20 protein-coding genes are annotated in these 23,709 nt (G+C 49.9%); 1 reads left to right on the top strand and 19 read right to left on the bottom strand.

The genetic code is table 11. The annotated features are described in order from the left end of the window. Positions 1-309: 309 nt before the first annotated feature. Genes C7R92_RS25290 through C7R92_RS25210 form a run of 17 tightly spaced genes read right to left on the bottom strand, consistent with a single transcriptional unit; the run spans position 310 to position 18,329 of the window. Complete coding sequence (locus C7R92_RS25290) at positions 310-1,269, bottom strand: ATP-grasp domain-containing protein (protein ID WP_106836059.1); 960 nt, start codon at positions 1,267-1,269, stop codon at positions 310-312. Beyond that, positions 1,270-2,541, bottom strand: coding sequence for a type III PLP-dependent enzyme domain-containing protein (locus C7R92_RS25285; RefSeq protein WP_106836058.1), 1,272 nt, complete (start codon positions 2,539-2,541; stop codon positions 1,270-1,272). Continuing rightward, positions 2,534-3,706, bottom strand: coding sequence for a DegT/DnrJ/EryC1/StrS family aminotransferase (locus tag C7R92_RS25280; RefSeq protein WP_106836057.1), 1,173 nt, complete (start codon positions 3,704-3,706; stop codon positions 2,534-2,536). The genes C7R92_RS25285 and C7R92_RS25280 overlap by 8 nt, the downstream gene beginning before the upstream one ends. Then, positions 3,703-4,734, bottom strand: coding sequence for a GNAT family N-acetyltransferase (locus tag C7R92_RS25275; RefSeq protein WP_106836056.1), 1,032 nt, complete (start codon positions 4,732-4,734; stop codon positions 3,703-3,705). Before C7R92_RS25275 ends, C7R92_RS25280 begins: the two co-directional genes overlap by 4 nt. Then, positions 4,703-5,350 carry a sugar transferase gene (locus C7R92_RS25270; protein ID WP_106836055.1) on the bottom strand — a complete coding sequence of 216 codons (648 nt, stop codon included), beginning with the start codon at positions 5,348-5,350 and terminating at the stop codon, positions 4,703-4,705. Before C7R92_RS25270 ends, C7R92_RS25275 begins: the two co-directional genes overlap by 32 nt. Continuing rightward, a complete protein-coding gene (locus C7R92_RS25265) occupies positions 5,334-6,344 on the bottom strand; it encodes a polysaccharide deacetylase family protein (protein ID WP_106836054.1) in 1,011 nt (336 codons plus the stop codon). Before C7R92_RS25265 ends, C7R92_RS25270 begins: the two co-directional genes overlap by 17 nt. After that, positions 6,311-7,549, bottom strand: a complete 1,239-nt coding sequence (locus C7R92_RS25260; protein WP_244195818.1) for a glycosyltransferase family 4 protein — start codon at positions 7,547-7,549, stop codon at positions 6,311-6,313. The genes C7R92_RS25265 and C7R92_RS25260 overlap by 34 nt, the downstream gene beginning before the upstream one ends. Then, the gene (locus C7R92_RS25255) at positions 7,509-8,711 is read right to left on the bottom strand and encodes an O-antigen ligase family protein (protein ID WP_106836052.1); all 1,203 of its coding nucleotides are present in this window, start codon (positions 8,709-8,711) and stop codon (positions 7,509-7,511) included. Before C7R92_RS25255 ends, C7R92_RS25260 begins: the two co-directional genes overlap by 41 nt. After that, positions 8,712-9,428 carry a phosphocholine cytidylyltransferase family protein gene (locus tag C7R92_RS25250; protein ID WP_106836051.1) on the bottom strand — a complete coding sequence of 239 codons (717 nt, stop codon included), beginning with the start codon at positions 9,426-9,428 and terminating at the stop codon, positions 8,712-8,714. It lies immediately after the preceding gene. Next, positions 9,373-10,200 carry a CDP-alcohol phosphatidyltransferase family protein gene (locus tag C7R92_RS25245; protein WP_017250530.1) on the bottom strand — a complete coding sequence of 276 codons (828 nt, stop codon included), beginning with the start codon at positions 10,198-10,200 and terminating at the stop codon, positions 9,373-9,375. The genes C7R92_RS25250 and C7R92_RS25245 overlap by 56 nt, the downstream gene beginning before the upstream one ends. A gap of 15 nt (positions 10,201-10,215) precedes the next feature. Next, positions 10,216-11,613, bottom strand: coding sequence for a flippase (locus C7R92_RS25240; protein WP_106836050.1), 1,398 nt, complete (start codon positions 11,611-11,613; stop codon positions 10,216-10,218). 23 nt (positions 11,614-11,636) lie between these two features. Next, positions 11,637-12,332, bottom strand: a complete 696-nt coding sequence (locus C7R92_RS25235) for a CpsD/CapB family tyrosine-protein kinase (RefSeq protein WP_106836049.1) — start codon at positions 12,330-12,332, stop codon at positions 11,637-11,639. Beyond that, positions 12,307-13,059, bottom strand: a complete 753-nt coding sequence (locus tag C7R92_RS25230; RefSeq protein WP_069847717.1) for a YveK family protein — start codon at positions 13,057-13,059, stop codon at positions 12,307-12,309. The genes C7R92_RS25235 and C7R92_RS25230 overlap by 26 nt, the downstream gene beginning before the upstream one ends. Further along, complete coding sequence (locus C7R92_RS25225) at positions 13,052-14,140, bottom strand: LCP family glycopolymer transferase (RefSeq protein ID WP_106836048.1); 1,089 nt, start codon at positions 14,138-14,140, stop codon at positions 13,052-13,054. The genes C7R92_RS25230 and C7R92_RS25225 overlap by 8 nt, the downstream gene beginning before the upstream one ends. Next, positions 14,137-16,032: a polysaccharide biosynthesis protein gene (locus C7R92_RS25220; protein ID WP_106836047.1), complete on the bottom strand. Its 1,896-nt coding sequence runs from the start codon at positions 16,030-16,032 to the stop codon at positions 14,137-14,139. The genes C7R92_RS25225 and C7R92_RS25220 overlap by 4 nt, the downstream gene beginning before the upstream one ends. Before the next feature lie 40 nt (positions 16,033-16,072). Then, on the bottom strand, positions 16,073-17,353 hold the full coding sequence (locus C7R92_RS25215; RefSeq protein WP_244195814.1) for a nucleotide sugar dehydrogenase: 1,281 nt from the start codon (positions 17,351-17,353) through the stop codon (positions 16,073-16,075). Beyond that, entirely contained in the window at positions 17,346-18,329 is a 984-nt protein-coding gene (locus tag C7R92_RS25210; protein ID WP_106836045.1) for an NAD-dependent epimerase, read from the bottom strand. Before C7R92_RS25210 ends, C7R92_RS25215 begins: the two co-directional genes overlap by 8 nt. A 193-nt stretch (positions 18,330-18,522) precedes the next feature. On the opposite strand from C7R92_RS25210, the gene C7R92_RS25205 reads away from it, so the two are divergent. Continuing rightward, a complete protein-coding gene (locus C7R92_RS25205; RefSeq protein ID WP_106836044.1) occupies positions 18,523-20,061 on the top strand; it encodes a glycosyl hydrolase family 28-related protein in 1,539 nt (512 codons plus the stop codon). Positions 20,062-20,117: 56 nt separating this feature from the next. Here the strand turns inward: C7R92_RS25205 and C7R92_RS25200 are convergent, their stop codons facing one another. Next, positions 20,118-20,513, bottom strand: a complete 396-nt coding sequence (locus C7R92_RS25200) for a hypothetical protein (protein WP_026043245.1) — start codon at positions 20,511-20,513, stop codon at positions 20,118-20,120. A gap of 111 nt (positions 20,514-20,624) precedes the next feature. Next, positions 20,625-23,660 carry a DNA translocase FtsK gene (locus C7R92_RS25195; RefSeq protein WP_106836097.1) on the bottom strand — a complete coding sequence of 1,012 codons (3,036 nt, stop codon included), beginning with the start codon at positions 23,658-23,660 and terminating at the stop codon, positions 20,625-20,627. Positions 23,661-23,709: the final 49 nt, after the last annotated feature.

Genomic DNA, 23,709 nt, shown 5'->3' with positions numbered 1-23,709 from the left:
CCCATTCATTCGTATTTCGGTGAATGAAAAAAGGCACAGTCAAATAAACCCCAAGCATTTTCAAAAAATGCGGGATTACGTTGATCTGTACCTCACATTACCGATTACGAACGAACTGGATCATAACCATACCAAGTAACACTCCTGACCTTCAATCGAATGAGCGACTCGCCCAACTATGATTGTAGCACAGTAGAGAAATATACTGTTACTGGTATTATAAAGTGTTGGTGCCGGAATGCAGGGAGAGGGCAGGAACTTCGTTTTGCTTCCTGCCCATGCTCCGCTCATGAATGACGGTGGTTGCGTTCATTCCAGCAGCATGACCTCATCGTATTTCATCATGATGCTTCCTTCCTTGTACTCCCCCACTTTTGGCACATTCACCAGACCCTTTATGTTTTGGAGAAGCGCACGCACGCTGTTCACTCCGCTTTCGTGCGCATGCGGATATCCGCCGCCAAAACGGGGATTGATCTCCGACACAACGTACTGATCTCCCACCAAAAAACAATCGATGTCAATTGGCCCACGCGGCTCTAGGACACGAATGAGTTCCTTCGCTAGTGATAGCAAACGCGGATCTTTTACCGCGAGGGAGCGATCTGTCTCCCCTGCCCGCATTCGCAGCTTTTTGCGGGTAAAAAGTGTCACCAGCTCTCCCGAGATCAGATCCACATAGCCATCCACTCCGTACTCCTCTGCCTGTAAGAACGGTTGAATGACGACATCCTCCGTTTTTTCCATGAGCACAGACCATTCTTGATCATTCTCCACACGTGTGATGCCCAAACTGGCACTTCCATACCGCGGCTTGACGATCAGTGGATACATAATCTGCCCCGCAAAAAGCGCTGCTTGTACCTCGTCCATTTTGGTAAAGGTGGGAATGGCGGGAATCTGATGCGCGGACAAAAACTCATACGTTGCCCATTTATCCAAGCATATCTCGATTACATCCCGGCTGGACACGATTACCTCGATGCCCTGCATGTAGAACCGATCTGCCTGCGCAGCCAACAGTGTCAGCTCAGGGTCAATTAAGGAGAGGATTGCCTTGATCTCGTACCGTTGGCAAATTTGTAGCAGGGCATCGAGATAACCAGGATCATCGATACGCGGCACCTGCTCATGATAATGAGCAGCGTACAGGGCGGGGGCCGTCGGGTCACAGTCGACTGCGATGATTTTGCCAGTGTCACCCCATTCTCGTACAAAATAGTGGAGCAGCTTGACTCGCCTGCCTACACTGGTCACAAGTATGTTCATTCAGTTCACGACCCCCTGCTTGTCAACGTGAAAACGATAAACCGATTCGGGAATGAATTGTTGGAGAGTCTCTTTTCCTCTGACAATGATCGCTTCTTTTCCGTCGATGGCGAGAACCGGCGGCCTCTCCCGAATAAAAGGCGGATTAAAGACAAGCGTATACGCCCCTACGTGTCCGAAGACAAAATAATCCCCGATATCAGGCAGAGGCCCCGTGTAGCCTTGAAGCAAATAATCTTTTTCCATGCACGTATACCCGACAACATGATAGCTCGCTTCGGGAACTGACTTGCGGTTGCACACAAGTCTGGCTGGCAAGAGGTGCGCGTGCATCGTCGGCTTGACATTGTGAATGCTTCCATCCACGAGAACAAACCGCTCTCCTCTGTTTTCTTTTACATCGATGACTTGGCACACGAAATCAAGGGCATCTGCCACGAGTGAAATACCTGGCTCCAGAATTAGCAACGGCGCATGAACCAGCTCTGCCAGCTCCTCCTTCATAACTGACGTAATCGCTTCGGCGTACTCCTCAAAGGTTGGTGCAGCCGTCATCCCGAACGAGGTCGGGAGCTCGCCATAGAATCCGCCTCCCATATCGATAAAAGCAAGCCGTTCGCCCAGAAGCTGCTTCCCCACACGGCATAGATGGCGCGCAATTTGGCGATACACACCGACACTGCGATTGGTGGAAAAGTGTCCATGCAACCCGACTACATGCACATTCGGGGCGACAGCCAAATGGCTCAGGGCTTTTTCCAAATTGCCGTTTTCGACGCAAAAACCAAATCGGCTGACCTCGTACCCATTTTGCAGAGGACTCACTCCACCCCTGGCCAAATCCACATTAATCCGTAGCCCAATCCGAAACGTCTTCTCGGGATACCGCTTGGCGTAGGCCACCACCCACGGAATTTCCGAAAAGGAATCCAGATTGATCAGGCTCCCCTGCTCCAGGGCAAGGTGAATGTCCTCTTCCGTTTTGAGCGGGCCGTTAAAAATGATGGACGCAGGATCGACGCCGAGCTTCAGTGCCAATTCGTACTCCAGTCGAGAAACGACTTCTGCATGCGCCCCTAACTGATGCAGCTTTTGGCATAAAAACGGCAAATAATTGGTCTTATACGAATACGCGACGACCACATGCTCATAGCGTCGAGTAAAAGCCCGTTGGAAACGACGATAGTTCTCGGAGAGCTTCACTGTGTCCAGTACATAAAAAGAAGACGAGCACAGACTACGCCATTTTTCTATCTGCTCATAACTATACATGGCGCACCCCCTGCTCCTGGTTCAGGAGGCAATTCGTGATAACACCAATGACTCGCTCCTGCTGTTCAGCGGTCAAGCTGGAACCGGACGGCAAGCAAACACCTTGGGCAAATAGCCGATCTGATACACTCTCATCAGGTTGATGCGGATAGTATTGGCACTGCGCGAACAACGGTTGCAGATGCATCGGCTTCCACACGGGACGGGCTTCAATATTTGCTTTGCCCAGTGCATCGATCAGTTGTGCAGCAGAGAGGGTTGTGTCCGCTGGATTCAGTGTCATCACCGTCAGCCATCGTGTGGATCGCCCTGTCGCCGGCTCTGGCATGAACGAAATACCAGGCAATTGTCCGAGAGCTTGTTCATAACGCTTGTAAATCCCTCGCCTTGCCTCGATTCGCTCCTCCAAAACGTGCAGCTGCCCTCGGCCAATTGCCGCCAATACGTTGCTCAACCGATAGTTGTAGCCCATCTCTTCATGCTGGTAATGCCTGGCTGGCTCCTTCGCCTGCGTCGACCAGAAGCGCGCCTTTTCGATCGCCTCAACGTCATCGGAGACGAGCATTCCACCACCTGAAGTCGTCATAATTTTATTGCCATTAAATGAAAAAGTCCCAACATGACCAAAGGCACCGCTCATTCTCCCTTTGTATACAGCCCCTAACGATTCTGCGGCATCTTCCACCACGTACACTCCATACTGCTCACAAAGCGCAATCAGCTGACCCATTTCCGCGCTCTGCCCATATAAATTAACGACGACCACCGCCTTGGGCAACTTGTCCGCTGCTGCCGCTTCCCGCAGGGCTCTCTCTAATGCCAGCGGTGACATATTCCAAGACTCTTCCTCGGAATCAATGAATACCGGAGTTGCTCCCTGGTACAGAATCGGATTGGCACTGGCAACGAAGGTGAGACTGGAGCAGAACACCGTATCACCCGGAGCGACGCCTGCTAGCCTAAGCCCGAGATGGATAGCAGACGTACCAGAGGAAACAGCCAATGCAGCTTTTACGCCCACATACTGGGCAATCTCTCTCTCAAAAGCATCGACGTGTTCCCCCAACGGCGCGATCCAATTGGAGGCAAAGGCGTCTGCCACCAAGTCCCGCTCGTCCTCCCCCATATGTGGCGGTGATAAAAAGATCCGCTGCTGCACACTCATTTCGACGTCCCCCCATTGCGATAGGCAGGAAAAAAATCTTGCTCGCCAGCCTGATCGACCTGTAGTTTTTGGCACAAAGCCAAATACACTTCCTCATCGTGAACTTTCTTGCCCATCCAGTAAGCAAAATGATTGCCATTTGCAAACGAGGACTTGAAACGGAACAAGCCATCTCCGTCCAGATTCCCTCCTCCAAGGAGAAGCAGCTCCGCTCCATCCAGCTTTGCCTGCTGGATCATGGCGTCGAAGAGGAGGTGGTTGACGCCAAGCGCCATGTCTTCCGTATGTGATGCCCCTAGCTGATAATGGGCGAATTGATTTCCACTGTGCAAAAGCACTCCCGCCACCGGCCGATCCTCATGCATGGCAAGCAGAAGCCGCGGATTGCACAGTGCTGTTTTTTTCATGAGTCCTAAAAAAAATTCTGGAGCATAGTAGTAGATCGCCGCGGCTTGGTTGCGGTCCATCGTCTCCCGATGCAACTGGATAAAAGAAGGAAGCCAATCAGTTCCGCCCAATGTAACCCGGACGTCGTTTGCTGCGGCCTTCCTCATATTTCGTCCCACGTTTTGCGTATAGTGGGCACGAATGTATGCAAGTGTGGGGCGCAAATCGACTGCCGTTACCATTCTCACCAGATCCAGTCGCATTTGACCCACGAACAGCTCCGCATTCCCCAGCAACGGATGAAAGCGAACCGTTTCCGTCAGGTAGTTTTTGTACCGACAGTAGACATGGAATTGCTCCTGGAACAATCGAGCAGCCGTCTGTCCCCCCACGACGAATGGCCCTCCGTATCCAATCGAAACCAAATCGGCATAGCCAGGAATCCACTCATCCAGACGTCTGACCAAATACGGGTAGAAAACCTCGTTCTCCCCACTCTTGAAAAAAACAGCTTCTGGCGTGCCCTGCTCCATTTTGGCGTACAGCTGTACGTATTCTTTCGTGTAGGACACATCTAATTTTAAAAACCGTTGCAAATATTCGGTCCAATCATCCAGTTCCGAAAGTACGATCAGGCTCACATGCTTCCCTCCCAGCGCGCTCTGTGTTTTCACTCCCTCTGAAGTCTTCTACCGTGACGCTGCCCTGCTGATTTATGCCTGTCGATTGAAAAACGCGCTTGATCGTCAGACCGATGATCCGCATATCCAGAAAAAAGCTGCCATTTTCTACATACCAGACGTCCAGCTCGAACTTTTGCTCCCAGTCAATCGCATTTCTCCCATTGACCTGCGCCCAGCCTGTAATCCCCGGCTTTACGTCGTGTCGCTTCAACTGCCGTGGCGTGTACAGGGGCAGGTACTCCATCAGTAGCGGTCTCGGTCCTACGAGGCTCATTTCACCACGAAGCACATTCCATATTTGCGGCAGTTCATCCAAGCTATACTTGCGCAGAAGCGTTCCGAATGATCCCAGTCGCTGCTCGTCAGAGAGAAGCTCTCCACTCTCATCGCGTTCATTGGTCATCGTGCGAAATTTATAGATGAAAAATGGTTTTCCGTGCAAACCCGGTCGCTCTTGTACAAACAAAACCGGAGAGCCCAGCTTCCAGCGGATGAGCAGACTCACTAGCAAAATCAAGGGGGACAGAATGACGAGCATCAGGAAGGAAACGCAACGATCAAACAAGGACTTCATGCCGCACCTCCTGTTGATTCCACTTCGCTGCCGCTTCCTCCATGCTGAGGCTCTGCATGCCGTACCTCTCGCGCAACATGGCGTAATGCTGGAGGATTTCCTCCAAAAAGGACAGATTCTCTTCGATATGACTCCCAAAGTTCTCCGGATGCCACCACAGATGATACAAGCGCTTGTGCTCCGCCGTATGAGTCAGGTCGCATTTGATTCTCTTCATGCGCCATTTTTCCAACCTCTGTAGGCGAGGAGAATAAGGACGCAAAAACCGGCTGGATGGAACATCGACCATTCCCTCTGGACTACGCCGCAATGATTCATAGTTGTTATGACCGGAGAGATTTACATACGCATCCATCAGTCGCATGGCTCGTTTGAACAATGTCTCTTCGGCAGCCCCTCTTGTGTGATACATCCAAGACTGCTCATTGCCGCGATAGGAACGGAACCCCTTTTTCTTGCACAAAGATAAATAGGCAGGCTGCACCTGATTCCGCGGAAAAACGATGCTGGAAGATGAGTACCCTTTTTTGCGAGTCACTCTCTGAAAAGAATCCAGGTCAGCAGCAAAAGCTGCGGGAGTCTGTCCCGGCTCTAGACAATAATAGTGGGAAAGGGTGTGGCTTCCGATGAATTGATGCGGGTAAGAGGAAATCAGCTTGATCAAGGAAGGAGCAAAGTGATACGGATCGACCTGCTCATGCTCACCGATCGCATCTGTGTCCAAATAGGGATAGGGTGACAGCTTATCATCGGAATACGTCGGGAGATGCCGTGGGATGACACCTGCTAGCTCCTTGCGCGACTCGCAAAACAAAAAACCGACAGTAGCCCAGGTGACGTGCATTTCATACTTGGCAAACAGCTCCAAAAGTGCGGGGATCACTTGACGAACACCTAACAAATTTTGCTCATATGACTGAATGGTTCTCTTGTCTCGGACGCCCCAGTAAAGTTCAAAGTCTAGGGAAATGACGAATGCTCCCGTCTTGTCCAATCTTCTCCGCTGCCTCCTTTCTCCTGCCCTCTTTCTTCTCGTAGCTGACCAGTCAGTTGGGCAAACAAGGCCGCCTGCTTCGCAAGGACTGTTCGCTCATCGAAGTGCTCAAGCGCGATGCTGCGGCTATTCTGCCCGAATGCTTCTCTGAGTCTGGAATCAACTACGAGCTTTTTTAAGGCTACATACAAGGGACACACTTGTTTCGGTTCTACTAAAAATCCGTTGACACCGTCCCTGACTTCTTCCCTACATCCACGGATATTCGTGGCGACGATTGGTTTTGCCATCGCCATCGCCTCAATGATGGATCGAGGCAGTCCTTCGCGATGAGAGGGAAGAACAAATATATCGCTGGCGGCCATCAGCTCCGGGATGTCTGTGCGGAATCCAGCCAAAATGATTTGCGGATGCTGGCGGCAAAGCCCTACGAAGTCTTGACCTCGCTGATCGCGTTCACTGGAAGACACATCCCCCACCAACAAGAGGCGCAGGCGCGGAAATTCGCCCGCCAGCTTGCGAAAGGCTTCCAACAGCTCAAAAATCCCTTTCTCCGAGACCATACGTCCTACATAGGTGATCACCACCTGCTCATCCCGCAGCCCCAGAGAGGCCTTGATAGACTTGACCTTTTCTCTCGTTACGTGTCGCGGGTGAAAGCGTTCTGTGAGATCAACGCCGTTGCCAATGTGCAGAATCCGCTCCGTCTGGGAGGAGAAGCTATCCTTCACGCTCAACTCGTAATCCTCTCGACTCTGAAGTAAAAGATAGTCAGTCATATGCCGGGCAAACCATTTTTCCAGCGTGTAGTACATCTGATACGTACTTTTGCTCATGCCCTCATGAAAGAAGTAGCCATGCGCTGTGTAAATGACATGTGGCACTCTTGCCAGCCTTGCCGCCACGCGCCCGAGAACAGCGGCAATCGGCGTATGGACATGCACGACATCATACTTCTCCCTTTTCATCAGTCGATACAATGCCCCAATTGTCACCAAATTGGAAATCGGGTCGATCTTTCGCTTAATGGGGATACTTTTGAGCGTCAATCCCTTTGCTGTTAACACATCAAAGCGCCCCGTATCCGAACACGCGGTATGCACCTCGTAGCCTTCACCCATCAGCTTTTCAATCAGAGGAAACAGCAAGCTTTCTACAGAGCGGTCAATTGCGCATACTTGCAAGATTTTTTTCAAGCAGATCACCGCCATTTTTGATCTGACGCGTATTGATTTCGGCTGTCACGAAATACAGCGCGAGCATGATCCAGAAAAACGTTTCGCGAATTCCGTTATGAGTGAGTCCGTACAAAATTTGGAAGACAAGTGGATACCAAGCAACCAATCGATGCCCTCGGACCGCCCCATAAATCATGAGAATGAACAACACCGTGCCCATGACACCGTAGGAGAAGAACAGATTGGCTAAGGTAGAATGGAGTTCCAATGAAATGCTGCTGTTAAATCGATCGTACATCCCTTCCCCTGCTCCGAACAAAATGTACTCCGGATGGTTGGCAATCCGGTCATAGCCCCGCGCCGCCAAATTGTCATCCGAATCTTCCCCGAGTGATACCATTCGCTCTTCGATTTGTGTGTAAATAGATGCATCGCTCAGTACGTTTTCGTTGGTGTACAAATAGATGAAGAAGACAGTGAAGGACGAGACGAGCACACAAAGCAGATTCATCCAAAACAAGCCCGTTCGTTCTTTGATGGAGAGGAGCAAAAAAACGAGGTACATCCCTACAGCACTAATGATCGCTGCTTTCGACAAGGATGCTGCAATGATACTGAACGCCGTGCCGATCGCAATAAAGAGAGGTAGGGTCTTCACAGATACGAAACGAGCACACAGCAGGCATATCCCCATGCACAAAAGCCCAAAATAGCCGAGCTGGTTCGGATTGTTGAAGAACAAGGATTGCCTGAACTCGTCACTATCCGGTGACAGCCCTGACACGAGAATGAATGCCTGAATGAGCAAGGAAGTGGACGTAGCCAGGAAGACCCATTTGACGTACTCTTGAGGGTTGCGCCTGAACAAAATAACCAGGGCAAGCATCACGGCGCCGTTGTACATATACCACTTGGTCGAGCTGAATACATCCATTTCCCCGCCGAGTGCAATCGTCCATATGCCATTCACCATCATAATGTCGTACAAAAACAGAAGGGTAAGGAAGAGAAAAAGTCCGAGTCTGCGGTTAATGCGACCCAGGCGAAACAAGAAGCTGTAGCCGATCAAGATGAGCATAATAAAATCGGCGATTTGCGGATTGCCACTTGGGAAGAAGTAGAAGGGCTTGAGCACCACATATAGCAAAAGTAGAACCTTGTCCGGTGAGAGCTTCTCCTTGATCATCATTCACCTGTGCGCCAGATGGTTGGTGAATTGCAGGATTCGTTGATAATCCTCCCACGTATCAACCTCTGCCCAAAACAATCCCGGTGGTATTTGTGCGACATATACATTCCTTTCGCCCAAAAAAGAATAGAGGACATTTTCCCACCACAGATCATACTGCTTCTCCTGAATCAACCTTTGTAATCGACGCAAAAATATCGGCAGAAAGCTCTCGTGTAGTTTAGCAATTCCAACGTATTCGCCAGTTGTCTCTTCCAGCGAGAGTCCCTTCCCGTGGCGGAGTAGCAGTCCGTTTTTATAACCAAATTTATAATCTCCCTCATAGCGGCGGGCTGGATCAGCATACATGACGGGACACGCGGTCTCTTGCAACACGACTTCCAGTACCTTCGATTCAAAGTAAACGTCGGCGTTCAACAGCAAGCAGTCGCTTCCTTGCAAAAACTCGCGGGCGAACCAGAGGGACACCATACTATTCGTCCGATCATAAAAAGGATTGTGATAAAAACGAATAGGTTCATCTCTGAGCAACTCGGTAATCACGTTAGCTTGATAGCCCACCACCAATGCGATGTCTTCAATTCCGTGGCGCCTTAGCTCCGCTATCGTATTTTCAATGAGCGCTTGGCTTCCGATATCCACTGTGCACTTGGGAATTCCGTCAATTTGCTCGTTGATTCGTGACCCGAGACCTGCTGCCATGAGCAGTGCCTTCATCTGACTCCCCTCCTTCTTTCAGAGATGGCATGACGTATTTGATGTTCAGCTTCAGCTTGTACATCGATCTGGCCAGCCCGACAAACAGGTGGTAGAAGGACCATAGGAGCAAAAATAGCATCTGACCACTGATTGCCCACAGAAATGCGGTAACCAGCACGCCCAACTGATAGCCCGTTTGGGTAAGAAAAAGGAAGACAAAAGCATCGATCCATTTGCTGCGCTTTCTCATAGAGACTGTTTCGTGAGAGATTTTCCCTTGACTAAAGACGAGATCGGAGCCATTGGTCGCCAATATCTCTGCAAAAATCGTGAGCAAAATCAAATAGAGCAGCCACGGACTCAACATCGCGTGATGATTCGTGATGCCGTATATCACACCGAATGACGCCAGGTAGAGTGCATAGTTGAGCCCGATGTCCAGCCATTCTCCTCCCTTGCTCTTCTGGTTGCGCATGCGGGCTACTTCTCCGTCGACGCAATCCGCCAAGTAGCACACCTGACAGAAGAAGCAGCCGAGCAGAAAGGATGCCGCCGTTCCGTACATAAATGCTCCAGCGCTAAGGAGTCCGGCGACAATCCCCCCAATCGTAATCGCGTTGGGGGATATTTGTGTTTTTCGGGTCAGCAATAAACTCACATAGATGGAGATGCGTCGTGTGAAGTAGTACGACCAAAATTCCTCCCTGCTCCATGGCTTCTGCACCTGCACACGGCAATAGCGGGTCTCTTCACTATCCCAAAACATAGACGGATACAGCTCATCCTTCACGGTAAGCCACCTTCTTCATGACCTCGTCTCCGAGAGCGAGACGGAATATTTTTCGGATAAAAACGGGATATACCACGTGCGAAAACCAAAATATTTGGATGCCCAATACGAAGCACAAAGATCTCGACAAATCAGGCTGATCGAAGTAGCAATGGCGGCCCCGATAATTCCATACAGCGGAATGAGACAAGCGTTTCCGATTATGTTTAGTGCAGCTGAACAGATAAGAATATTGCGGGCCGTTTTTTGATGTCCGGTCATCGTCAATAAGGGGATGACACTGCCTGTGCAAAAATTGACAAACTGCCCCATACACAAAATCACAAGGACGAGGCTCTCACTCGCAAACTCTTCACCAAAAAAAGTAAGCAACGGAACGGCGAATATCGCTACGAGCAGATTGAGAGGAGCAGAGGTGAAGAAAATGAGACGATTGGCAAACGCAATCATCTTTTTCAAGCCGTCCATATCATTACGTGCGTACAGCTCAGAGAACTTGGGAGAGAGGATCGTATTGATGGAAATCAGCGCAAAGCCCGTCACCATTGCCAGACGAATGACCACACTGTATACTCCGACTGTTTTTGCATCCGTAAAAATGCCCAGCATGATCATATCTGTCCACGTCATAATCAATTCCATCGATGCACTGAGATACATGGGCAGTGCGACTGCAATAATTTCCCTCAAGCCAACGCCAGGTTCTCGCGTAGTTGGCTGTACACCATTACGGAATCCTCGGCTCGTCGCATACCACTGCCCCATCCCATAGACAGCATTCAAGATAACAGCAGCTGCGAGCAGTTGAATCAAGAGCATCGTACTGGGTTCGAAAAAAGGAATGGCGATGAAAAGAAACGCCAAGTGCAGAAAACGCATACCGACGATATCGACAGTGATCGAGATGACAACCCGATGCAGTGCCCGAAACGCAGATGCATACAGCCTTGCGAGCGACACAAACGGAAGCATCCACGCGACGACTCGCAGTGCCTCTGCTGGCAGCTCCCCTGCAAACACGTAGGCGGACACCTGCTCCGAGAACACATGCAAAAGTACCCCAAGCACAATCGAAATCAGCGTCGCCCACAGCACTACTTTGTTGAATACTTCGGAAATCTGATAAAGCGAGCCTTTCGCGCGAAACTCCGAGAGAAAGCGGATTATGGCTGTATCCGTCCCCAAAACGGCCAGCACCATTCCGATGTTCATCAGGGTGATCGTCAGCGAATAGATGCCCAGGCTCTCGGCTCCATACTCTCTGGCAATGTAGAACTGCAAGAGATAGAGCAGCATGAAGCCAAGGAGCCGAAACAAAAACGTGAAGGCCGAGCCGCGAATCACTTCGTGAACATCGCGATCTTTATGCAGACGGTTCCATTGTCGTTGCCAAGCTAATTTGAGGGCATGCATGCCTACAAACGCCCCGCTTTCTGCTATGCGTTGTACCCATATCCGTAGTAGCCTTCTCTCTTCCCTACCTTTTTGTTGTTGAGAACAACACCGAGCAGATTGGCTCCTGCCGCTTTTAACTGCTCTACCGCTTTGACAGCAGAATCCCGCTTCGTCTTGCTTGCATCCACCACCATGACACAGCCATCCATTTCCCTTGCCAGCACCATTGCGTCGCTTACGATTAATGGCGGGCTGTCGACAATCACAAAATCAAAATTGTGGCGCAGGTATGCCATCAATTCCAAGAGCCGTGGCGTTCCGAGCATTTCCGCCGGATTATGCGGGATTGGCCCTGCCGTAATGATCGACAGCTCTGACACGCCAGATGGTTGAATCATATCGTCAATCTGGCACATATCCGAAAAGTACGAACTAATTCCGTACAGATTCGGCATATCAAAGGTGAAATGTACCCGCGGATTGCGCAAGTCAAAATCAAGCAGCACCGTTTTTTTGCGATCCTTTGCCATCATCAAGGACAGGTTGGCAGCGGTGATCGTTTTTCCCTCAGAAGCCCCTGGACTGGTGACTAAAATCGTTTGCATCAGCTTGTCGCCCATGGAAAACTGAATGTTTAAGCGAAGGGTACGGTAGCCCTCTACCAGCGGAGACAGCGGCTCCCAATGGGCGATCAGCTTTTGGTAACGATCATCAGGCTTCTGCCTTCTCATACTCATTCCTCACTTCCTCCACCTTGGGCTGGCGAAATGCCTTCCGCGTTTTTTTGTCAATCACCGCAATCGTTGCCAGGACAGGTAAGCCTAAATACTCCTCCACTTCTTTTTCCGATTGAAGCCGGGTATCTATCTGCACCAGCAAGAAGACGACGACCATAGATGTTGCCAACCCGAGGACAAAGGCGATCACCGAATTGAGGATTGGTTTTGGACTCACTGGAATGGCCGCCGGATTGTTTCGGGCTTCTGCCAAAATATGCACGTTGTTCATGCTAAGCATTTTGACGACTTCTTTCTGAAAGGTCGTCGCGATTGTATTGGCGATGAGCACTGCTCTGCCCTGATCCGGGTCTTCTACCGTAATGGAAATGACCTGCGAATCCTTGACTGGCTCCACCTTTGTTTGAAGTAGCAGATCCTCCATCGTAGCGCCCGCCCCGATCACTTCGAGCACGCGCTCCATCACCCGCGGACTTTCAATTATCACGCGATAGGTCTCAATTAATTTCAGATTGGAATCAATTTCCGCGACGGATAGCACGCTCTCTACGGTTGAATCCAGTGAGCGATTCACTAATATTTCCGTCTTCGCCTGATAAATCGGTGTCAGTAAATAGAAGCTCACGAGCGCTGTTCCGATGGTGCACAAAGAGGTAATTAAAAGGATCAGCTTCCATCGCTTCAACAACATCAGGAGTATTTCACGAAGATTAAGCTCCTCATTCATCCTGCTTCCCCCTTTGCCCCGCCATGCTGTCACTTCCTTCTTTCGGCAGTTGTACGGGAGGTTCGATTTGTTTTTGAAAAGTTGAAAGACTCTCGGTCAACCTCTCACGCTCTTGCGGGCTGACGATATAGTAGTAGATTCCATTGATCATTTGACCCTTTCCTTCCAAACGAATCGTCTCAACGGAGGTAACTGCCGTGCTGTAGCTTAAGGCAAGCTGTTTCATCACATCAAAGGTCATGTTCGTTTTCACGTATTTCTCCATCGTCGCAAGGACGTCATTCAATCGGGTAGGCGCTGCAAGCGTTACACCTTTGTCCAGCAATGCCTTGATAATTTCCTGCTGTCTTTCGTTGCGCCCGAGGTCGCCTCTCGGATCCTCGTAGCGCATGCGAGCATAGACCAAGGCTTGCTTCCCGTCTAACTGGATGGGACCTACTGGAAAGGTGAAATCCGCATAAGTAAAGGCAAGCTTGTTGTTGACTTCCACTCCTCCCAGCGCATCGATCACACCTGCGAATCCTTCCATATTCGCGGTCACCACGTAATCAATGGGAAATTGGAGAAACTGTTCGACGGTGTCTACTGTCTGTTGCACTCCACCGAATGCATATGCGTGATTGATCTTATCCTGAGTACCCTTGTGAGCCATAGCGGTTCGCGTATCACGCGGTATGCTGAGGAGCAACGCAGATTTCGTTTTCGGGTTGACGGAGAGTACGAGGATGACATCAGAGCGCCCCTTGTCATTCTCTCGTTCATCAACACCAAGAAGCAGCAGAGTGATCGGTTCTTTGGGCAAGATAGCGGAGTTCTCCACTTCAGCCGCAAGCGGTGTAGTTGCTTCTTGTGAATTCACGGTCGGCGATTGCCTCACTGTAGCTGGTGCAGTCGCTACAGGTACCTCGACAGATTTCTGCGTGCGAACAGGGAGGTACATTTTGCTGGCCGTTTCTTTTAACGACAGATAGACATACACACCATAGCCACTCAAGCTGATGAGACAAATCAATCCTCCCCATACAAGCAGCCGCTTCCACTTTATCGAGGAAATCTTTTCCTTCCATTTGCTGACGCTCATCCGATCGCCACTTGATAAGGGACTGGCGTAGACTCTTCCTTCACGTAAGAAGTGGATTGATAGCCAGGAACGATCCCTTGCAAAGTCTCGATAATGGTTTGTTTGTCCTCCATCGTCGCTCCCTTGTCTGCAATTTGCTCCAACCGGGCGATCCCTGCCAAGAGCTCATTCCAGGAAAAATCGAGCGGCTTCCCAATGAAGATGCGATTATGGCAAGTAGACGACAAGCCTTCTTCCTCTGTCAAAATTTCTTCGTACAGCTTCTCACCCGAACGAACTCCCGTGAATACAACCGGAATATCCTTACCGGGCTCCAAGCCTGCCAAGCGAATCAGGTCGAGGGCCATATCGACAATTTTGACCGGTTTCCCCATATCGAGAATGAATATCTCCCCTCCCTGAGCGAGTGCTCCCGCCTGGATGACGAGCTGGGCAGCCTCAGGAATGGTCATAAAGAATCTCTCCATATCTGGGTGCGTAATGGTAATCGGTCCACCTGACCGGATTTGATTGAGAAAAACAGGAACGACACTCCCCCTGCTCCCCAGGACATTTCCAAAACGAACAGCCGCAAAACGGGTAAGTCCGAAATGGTTATAGCCCTGGATCAGAAGCTCAGCGATCCTTTTCGTGGCACCCATCACACTGGTTGGATTCACTGCCTTGTCCGTCGAGATCAGGATGAAATGAGAAACGCTGGTTTCCAGCGCGCATTCCGCAACGTTTTTCGTACCCAGAATGTTATTTTTTAATGCCTCACACGGGTTGTTCTCCATTAACGGCACATGCTTGTGGGCTGCCGCATGAAACACAACGGCGGGACGATACTCATGCATAATCGAAGCAATTCTTTGTCTGTCACGAATATCTGCAATCAGGCTGACCGTTTCCTGTTCAGGAAACAAACGCGAGAGCTCCAGGCTCATTTCAAAAATGCCGTTCTCTTCGTTCCCCAAGAGAAGCAGTTTCCTTGGACCAAATCTAGCTATTTGTCTGCAAAGCTCGGACCCAATCGAGCCGCCCGCTCCTGTCACAAGTACGACTTGCTGCCGCAAGTACCCCGTAATCTCTTCCAGATTGACAGAAACAGGCTCCCTTCCCAATAAATCCTCCAATGCTACATCCCGAATCATGTTCATCGTGATTTTTCCGCTGATGATGTCTGCTACATGCGGCAAAATTTTGACGCTCGCTCTCGTCGTTTTGCAAATGTCGAAAATATCCTTAATCGTCTGCCGGGAAGCGGATGGCATGGCAATCACGATGTCTGATATAGAAAGTCGTTGCACGACGCGGGCGATGTCAGCCCGATTCCCTACAACTGGCAGGCCGTACACACGCAGATTTTGTTTGCTGGGCTCATCATCGATAAAAGCCACTGGACGTAGCTCCGACAAAGGCGAGGTTTTCATCTCCCTGGCTACGAGCACACCTGCGCTACCTGCTCCGATAATTAATGTGCGCCTGCGATCCTGGGTTCTTTTCTCCCGCTCTTCATACCACCACTTCCATACAAACCGGGAGCCTGTGATCCCGAACAAGACAAAGGCGAGCGTCATGAGAAAAAGTGAGGTGGGAAATCGGATGGACCAACCAAGCAGGTACGTCATTTTCAGTACCAGATAGAGAGCTAAAACGGAAAAGCTCGTAGCTAAAATGATCGAGACCAGTTCGCGAACACTGACATAGCGGAAAACAGGTCGATAGAGTTGAGCAAAGTGCATGCCTGTCACGACGAACAGTACGTGGCCCATCATCAAATACATAGGTTGATATTCGCTTATCTCCGTGAAAGAAAAATCAAATCGAACCAGGCAGGCCAACCAGACAGCCAAGCTGATAATTCCTGCGTCCGATAAGCTTAACCAGAATCTTCTCTTCCGGTAGCTCATATTCATCCGCTCCAGGTGATCGTTATTCAAAGAATGGTCATCATAAACGCCACAGACTAATTTCTGCCGGGCATGTTTCGCAATTTAGCACGCTTTTCACGTCTGCGATGACACCTTGCCCCTGATACAAGAGCCCTGCAAGCTCCTCCCATCCCAGGTGCAGATATCGTTCATGTGGTACGGCCAATACGATTCCGTGGGCAGGCTGCAGGTCTTCCCACTCTCGTAATTGAATACCGTATTCCTCTCTCGTCCGCTCTGGACAAGCCAATTCATCTGTCACTTGGACCTCTACTCCGAACTCCTTTAGTTCCTGAATAATGTCGATGACCCGACTATTGCGAATGTCCGACACGTTTTCTTTAAAGGTGATGCCCATGATCGTAATTCGCGAGCCTTGAATCGCAATATTTTGCCAGATCATTTGCTTCACGAGTGAGGTCGCGACGAACTTGCCCATTCCGTCATTGATCCGTCGTCCAGCCAGTATGACCTGCGGATGATAACCAACACTCTCCGCCCTGTATGTCAAATAGTACGGATCGACGCCAATGCAATGACCACCGACGAGTCCTGGAGAGAACGGAAGGAAATTCCATTTGGTCCGTGCTGCTTCGAGTACATCTGCCGTAGAAATGCCCAAGCGGTCAAAAATAATCGAGAGCTCATTGATCAAGGCGATATTGATGTCGCGTTGCGTGTTCTCAATCACCTTGGCTGCCTCAGCCACCTGAATCGAAGGCGCTTTGTGAATACCCGCCTCTACAATCAACCCATACATCTCGGCAATCGTTTCACACGTCTGGCGATCTTGCCCTGAAACGACCTTGACGATCTGGGACAATCTCCGTTCCCGATCCCCCGGATTAATTCGTTCAGGTGAGTAACCGACGAAAAAATCAGTCCCCGCCAGCTTTCCAGATGCTTGTTCCAATACAGGAATACAAATTTCTTCTGTTGCCCCTGGATAAACGGTCGATTCATAGACAACGATGGTCCCTGAAGTCAGATGTTGCCCAACGCTTTCAGATGCGAGAATGAGTGCCCGCATATCGGGCCGTTTCGCAGAATCGACAGGAGTGGGTACCGTGATGATGATAAAATTGCACGCTGCGAGACTTGCGGGGTCATCTGTATACGTGATGTTGGCTCGCTTTAGCTCATCCGTCGACATCTCTCCCGTTTCATCCATTCCGCCCTCCAGACTGCGTATGCGTCTTTCGTCTATGTCAAAACCAACTACTGGAAGCACTTGCCCAAAAGCAATCGCGACAGGCAGTCCTACATATCCAAGACCTACTACTCCCACTTTTTTACGCATGAGCCACACCATAATAGCTGACGTACCAGTCTACAAAGCGAGATATCCCTACATCGACTGGTGTTTTCGGTCGAAATCCTGTCGCCTCATACAGAGCTTCCACTGACGCATAGGTAGCAGGAACATCCCCCGGCTGGATGGGCAAATAGTCGCGAACAGCCTTTTTACCCAGTTTCTCTTCCAGGATCGAGAGAAACGTAAGTAAATCGATCGGCTGGTGATTCCCGATGTTGAACACCTCATGCGGCGCCTTATCCCCTTCCCTTTGGGGAATTCGATTCATCAGTCGCAGCATCCCTTCGACGATATCGTCCACATACGTAAAGTCTCTTGTCATGTTGCCGTAGTTGAAAATGCGGACAGGCTCTCCCGACAAAATCGCCTTGGTAAACGTATAGAGTGCCATATCGGGTCGTCCCCAAGGCCCATATACCGTAAAGAAGCGAAGTCCCGTTGCAGGCAGGCCGTATAAATGACTATAGGTATAGGCCATCAGTTCATTGGCTTTTTTCGTTGCTGCGTACAAGCTGACCGGCTCATCTACGGGATCGTACTCAGCAAATGGTAGCTTTGTATTCCCTCCATAGACGGAGCTTGAGGATGCGTAGAGCAAATGCCTGACTCTCGACCGTCGGCATCCTTCCAAAATGTGCAGAAACCCGGTGATATTGGAAGTCGTATAAGCATGAGGATTTTCCAGACTGTACCTGACGCCCGCTTGAGCGGCCAAGTGAATGACAATCTCCGGCTCCATTTCTCGGAACAACTCGTCCATTTTGCTCTGATCTGCAATATCCGCTTTGAAAAAACGAAATGATGGATACGCTTGGAGGATTTCCAGTCGTTTGCTCTTCAAGACCGGGTCGTAATACTCATTGCAATTATCTACCCCCCATACCGTCTGTCCTTGTTCCAAAAGCCGTCGTGCTACATGAAAACCGATAAATCCAGCTGCGCCTGTCACCAAAATCGACATACTATCCACCTCTTTGCTTATTCATACGGAGGTTCTAGGACAAATATGCCAGTGGCTGCCCGAAGTTTATGGAACACATTTTTTATGTAGTCCATGCCCTTTTTACCAAATGGTTGTCAACATTTGAGAAATGGTTGAATGAAATGAAAAGAAGACAATCTTGTCTACCCATTTTTTGGAGGAGAATGCTTTTATGTGGATTGATGTAAAAACGTACGGAGCAAAGGGGGATGGAGTGACCGACGATACCCAAGCCATTCAGACTGCCTTGACTGCTGCTCTGAACTTGCAAATTCCTCTGTTTTTCCCTGCTGGCACCTATATCATTGAACCAAACAGGCTGGAGGCCATCCTGGAGGCAGGAAAAAGCTTAGTAATGCTGGGAATCGGTCCTTATTCCGTGTTAAAAAGGAAAGTCAATTCAACTGCCGCAGATTGGCGCTGGCTGTTCTCGATTACATCCACAGGTGGTGATGCGGATTCTTTTGTGGTCACCAACCTAAAGATTGATTCCAATGCCAGAGCAAACCCACTGCCTCCCGATCCTTACGATTACGAGCATAGCGCCGATTTCTACATTCGTGGTGGCGGTCCTAGCAGCTATATCAATTACGTAGCGCTACGACAAGTATGGTGTACGGATGGAATCGCCGACCATTTTTACTTTGCCGGGGAAACGAACTCCTATGTCCGCACTGTGCAAATTACCGATTTTTACAGTGACAACCGCAATCGTACACGCTCAGATATTACGGTGACGGGTGGCCTGGAACGTCTGAATGCAGCGAATGTAGCGTGTGATCGTTTTGAGGTCGAGCTCAATGCAGGGTTCGACGGAGCCACACCCATGTTCGTAAACCTGAGCAATATCTCTTGCCGTCAACAGCTCGACTTGGAAGGAGACCTGTCCTCCCCGATGGTCGTGCAAGGTAGTCAGCTTGTTTCGCTCGCCAGCTTCAGTCTCACTGGCATGACAGGCTGTATCAGTTCCTCGGTTTTTTATACGGCACCTGATCAGAAAAATCGGGTGAACTTTATGAAAAACATGACTTTCAGCAACTGTCGCTGGGTATTGCATACGACCGCACAAGGAAGTACAAAGACGGTTGGTACCGGTCTGACCGTGGATTATTCGGATGTAGGTCTTGTATTTGATGGCTGCAGCTTCGAGGCCAATGATACAGCTACTTCCATCGGCGGCTATGCCTTGAGCTTGGAACCATGGGATGTACTCGCCGAAAGACAGGTTACCGTGAGAGACTGTTCGTTTGACCCTCGGTTGACCCAAAACATTTCATTGAACCGCTGCGGAAATGTCTCCCTCATCAACAACCGTTATTCCGGTTCTGATCACGCGATCATGCTCTTCGGCACCGGAACGTACCCATTGGTAGTCACCGTGGATGGTGGCGACTTCAGCCAGGTTACTGGAAAAATGTTTTATCACAAGTCTTCGGATAAAATAACCCTCTCCATGAAAAACCTCCCTGTTCCTGTTTCCCTCACTAGCGGCTACAAATCCGAAAACTCTACCTATATCCCAACTGTTTCCATCAACGAACGTGTGGTGTATGTCGCAACAGCCCCCAGCGCCTCCGTCAAATACGGCGGTCTCAAAGGCGATACACTGCGCTTGATCACTCCTGTAAACAATCAACCATGCGAATGGATTGCGATTACGACAAATAAAACTGCCTGCACCTGGCTAACGACCAAAACGGCCAAAAGCTAAGGGGAATGAAAAACATCCATCTTGCCCCTCGTTGTGGGATAGATGGATGTTTGTTATTAGGCAATACGCTCCAAATCCGGATTGTAGCGTTTCACATAGGTATAAATTTCTTCCCCGAGCAATTGCGTTCTCACGAGCTCATCTGCCTGTTCACTCAAATGCTGGGTGAGTTGATTGGTTCCATTTTCGATGCGTCTTTTGGCAGCCTCAGGCAATGTCAATACATGCGGTACGAGTAATTGCAGGTACCAGACGCCCTTTTCTTCCTCGGAGACATCGATCTCCAGTTCCATATCCGAACTGTCGAAATCGTACAGCTGGTTAAAGAGAGACTCCCTTTTTTCCAGCGTCATTGCGGTAATGTCGATTTTTTCCACGCTCAAATAATACTCTTCATTGAACAAGACAATTTTGTCGTCAATCTCCTGATACTTTTTCGCCAGCGGATTCATCGTCATCGTTCCTTTCCATCTCACATCTATCCTATAGCATACTACCTTACTGAATATTTAGGCAACTCGTCCGATTAGAAAGGACCTTGCTCGATGCAAGACCCTCATTTATTACAGGAGTGTCGATCCCTCCACTACGGCTTGTGCGTCCTCCTTGGAAATAAGGACAGCGCGAGCCTTACCGCCGCTTTGTCCTGCGACGTACCCATCTGCCTCCATCATTTCGATGAGACGAGCGGCACGGTTATATCCGACGCGGAAACGGCGTTGCAATCCAGATGCAGAAGCTTGTCCTTGATCGGCCACGAACACGAGCGCTTCCAGATACAACGGATCATCTCCGCTGTCAAACGATGCAACCTGCTGATCCAAATCTTCTTTGCTGAAAATGTACGCAGGCTTTCTTTGCTTTTTGATCATGTGCGTGATTCGCTCGATCTCGTCATCTGAAACGAAGTTCCCTTGCAGACGAACCGGAGTCGTGCCGCTCTCAAGGAACAGCATGTCCCCTCTACCCAACAGTCGTTCTGCCCCAGACTGATCGAGAATCGTACGTGAGTCAACTTGGGAGAACACGGCAAAAGCAAGACGAGTCGGTACGTTTGCCTTGATGTTTCCGGTAATAACATCTACAGATGGGCGCTGTGTCGCTAGAAGCAAATGAATACCGCAAGCACGTGCCTTCTGAGCGATCCGGATAATGCAATCTTCCACATCCTGCGGCGAGACCATCATCAGGTCAGCCAGCTCATCGATGATGATTACGATATAAGGAAGCTGATCATCTGTCGTCTGATTGTAGCGGTCAATATCGCGAACACCCGCATCTACGAACAGCGCATAGCGCTTCTCCATTTCTTCCACGGCCCACTTGAGAGAAGCCGTTGCTTGCTTGGCCTCCGTCACGACCGGCGTAACCAGATGCGGCAAATGATTGTAAGGGGCGAGCTCCACCATTTTCGGATCGATCAAGAGCAATCGCACCTGCTCAGGAGTCGCCTTGTAAAGCAGACTGACGATGATAGAGTTGATGCAGACACTTTTACCGGAGCCTGTCGAGCCGGCAATCAAACCGTGCGGCATCTTTTTAATATCCGCAATAATCGGCTCTCCGCCGATGTCCATACCGAGTGCGACCGCCAGCGGAGAGGAATGCTCCTGAAACTTGTCAGAGCTGATGATCTTTTCGATTAATACAGGCTGGCTGGACATATTCGGGACTTCGATTCCGATGGCATTGCGACCTGGAATCGGTGCCTCGATGCGAATGTCTTTGGCAGCCAAATTCAGCTTGATATCGTCAATCAATCCCGTAATCTTGTTCACTTTTACGCCGGGAGCCGGTTGCAGCTCAAAGCGCGTCACGGATGGACCTTTGACAATCCCTACTACCTGAGCGCTGACATTGAAATTCGCGAGCGTCTCTTCCAATAACAGCTTTTGAATTTGGGTATGCTCATCGTCGTCATCGCTAACCGGCGGGCTCGGATTCAGCAGTCCCAAATCCGGCAAGTCGTATGGCGGCTGTGCTGACTCTGCTCCTTGGTCCGCTTCATTGGACGAGTCTTTTACCGGAGCAGACGCAGATTGCTTCGTCATGGATACCTGAGATATGTTCACGGGCAGTGCAGCGGATGAAGCAGGGACAGAGACTGGAACGGATTCTGGTATGGTTTCTGCAACGGATTCAGCAACTGGTTCTACAATCGGTTCTACAGATTCCACAACTGGTTCCACAATTTGTTGAATAATAGATTCAGGTTCAGTTGGCTCAGTTGGCCCTGGCGTATCTTCGGAAACCGAACCCACTTCTGCAGAACTGAGCTCCTGTGGTGAATCTACTTCTGCCCTTTCTAGCAATCTGCTAATTGCAGATGCATAGGCAGGCTCTTCGAGGCCATCTCTCCCTAGCGCTGTTTCGTCTTCTTGATTCTCCTCCCCAACAGAAGGAGACTCCACATGATCGCAAACATTCTCGCTCTCCACCTGCACAACCGCACTGCGTGTAGTGATCAGTCTATGCTCGGCTTCCTCATGGGCTAGTCGCTCTTCCATCGTTTGAGAGTAGTCTGTCGGTTCTGGTTGCCCAATAGACTCCGATTCCTTCTCTTCGGAATTCTCGCTCGCCATTGATTCTGCAAGTTCTATCTCTTCAGTTTGTGCCTCTTCTTCCTCATTCTCCCGAGCTACAATCTCTTCGCCTTTTGGCTCAAAAGCATCAACATCAGACTCTTGCAGATCCGTAGCTTGCAACTCCGTATCTATCATTTTCCCTGCTATTTCTTCTGCTACCGTCTCTTCCATTTGCATGGAAGCAGCAACCTCTCGTTCTGAATCAAGAGCTTCTGCCATAGCAGACTCCGAAGCAGTCTCTTCTCTTTCGTTATGTATAGATTCATCTCCAACAACATGCTGCGGTTCATTTTGCTCAAAAGAAGCAGTCTCTTGCTCCTCTGGAAAATACCGCTCGCTCATCTCTTGTTCCCACTGCTTCACCTGCTGCAAATGCTCTTCTTGCTCCAGACGCGGATATATGATTCCTGCAGTCGTATGAATCCGATGCTCTGCCTCGCGCGTCGCCGGGGTTATCTTCCCATAAACAGGGGAAACGATTTCAGACGGCTGGTAGGCACGCTTTTCTTCTGTAGAAAAAACGGGTCTCGTTACTTTTTCCGCTTCTTTTTTCGGCGTACGGTTTGGACGCTGCGGTATCTCGATGTTGTTTTTGACAAGCTCAGGTTTCTTTTTCTCGAAAACAGGCTCTGTCTTTGTTTCCAGCACACGATCATTTGCTGGCCGCACCGTTTCACGCTTGGGCTCGAATCTCTCACGAGGTGCCTGCTGACGACTGCGTTCATTCGATTCGGCAGGATTTACGCTATGATTACGCTTCTTGTCCAAATAGTCATCCGGGACAACTGGAAAACGAAATTGACGCTCTCTTCTTTGACGCACATTGTCTTCTATATCTCGATTGCTTACCCGTTCTTTTGGGTAGATGCTTTTTGTTTTCGCCTGAGGCTGAGGCTGACGGGGAACGGGATTACCTGTTGGGTTACCGGTACCTGCTGGACGGCCTTCTTCCTCTATTTCTTCTTCTCTTTCTCCCTGAAAAAAGTTCATCAGCTTTTGAAGCCACGACCACATGTTGCAACGCCCTTTCTTCACTAACCATCTTTTCCCCTTCATTTTACCA

The organism is Brevibacillus porteri (assembly GCF_003013475.1).
Taxonomy (GTDB): domain Bacteria; phylum Bacillota; class Bacilli; order Brevibacillales; family Brevibacillaceae; genus Brevibacillus; species Brevibacillus porteri.
The sequence above is the reverse complement of the archived record's forward strand: the minus strand, read 5'-3'. Positions and strand labels throughout refer to the sequence as shown.

Coding starts and splice junctions, on each gene's coding strand:
- C7R92_RS25290 (WP_106836059.1), bottom strand. CDS start 1,269: ATGAACATACTTGTGACCAGTGTAGGCAGGCGAGTCAAGCTGCTCCAC.
- C7R92_RS25285 (WP_106836058.1), bottom strand. CDS start 2,541: ATGTATAGTTATGAGCAGATAGAAAAATGGCGTAGTCTGTGCTCGTCT.
- C7R92_RS25280 (WP_106836057.1), bottom strand. CDS start 3,706: ATGAGTGTGCAGCAGCGGATCTTTTTATCACCGCCACATATGGGGGAG.
- C7R92_RS25270 (WP_106836055.1), bottom strand. CDS start 5,350: ATGAAGTCCTTGTTTGATCGTTGCGTTTCCTTCCTGATGCTCGTCATT.
- C7R92_RS25255 (WP_106836052.1), bottom strand. CDS start 8,711: ATGATGATCAAGGAGAAGCTCTCACCGGACAAGGTTCTACTTTTGCTA.
- C7R92_RS25250 (WP_106836051.1), bottom strand. CDS start 9,428: ATGAAGGCACTGCTCATGGCAGCAGGTCTCGGGTCACGAATCAACGAG.
- C7R92_RS25240 (WP_106836050.1), bottom strand. CDS start 11,613: ATGCATGCCCTCAAATTAGCTTGGCAACGACAATGGAACCGTCTGCAT.
- C7R92_RS25235 (WP_106836049.1), bottom strand. CDS start 12,332: ATGAGTATGAGAAGGCAGAAGCCTGATGATCGTTACCAAAAGCTGATC.
- C7R92_RS25230 (WP_069847717.1), bottom strand. CDS start 13,059: ATGAATGAGGAGCTTAATCTTCGTGAAATACTCCTGATGTTGTTGAAG.
- C7R92_RS25225 (WP_106836048.1), bottom strand. CDS start 14,140: ATGAGCGTCAGCAAATGGAAGGAAAAGATTTCCTCGATAAAGTGGAAG.
- C7R92_RS25220 (WP_106836047.1), bottom strand. CDS start 16,032: ATGAGCTACCGGAAGAGAAGATTCTGGTTAAGCTTATCGGACGCAGGA.
- C7R92_RS25215 (WP_244195814.1), bottom strand. CDS start 17,353: ATGCGTAAAAAAGTGGGAGTAGTAGGTCTTGGATATGTAGGACTGCCT.
- C7R92_RS25210 (WP_106836045.1), bottom strand. CDS start 18,329: ATGTCGATTTTGGTGACAGGCGCAGCTGGATTTATCGGTTTTCATGTA.
- C7R92_RS25205 (WP_106836044.1), top strand. CDS start 18,523: ATGTGGATTGATGTAAAAACGTACGGAGCAAAGGGGGATGGAGTGACC.
- C7R92_RS25200 (WP_026043245.1), bottom strand. CDS start 20,513: ATGAATCCGCTGGCGAAAAAGTATCAGGAGATTGACGACAAAATTGTC.
- C7R92_RS25195 (WP_106836097.1), bottom strand. CDS start 23,660: ATGTGGTCGTGGCTTCAAAAGCTGATGAACTTTTTTCAGGGAGAAAGA.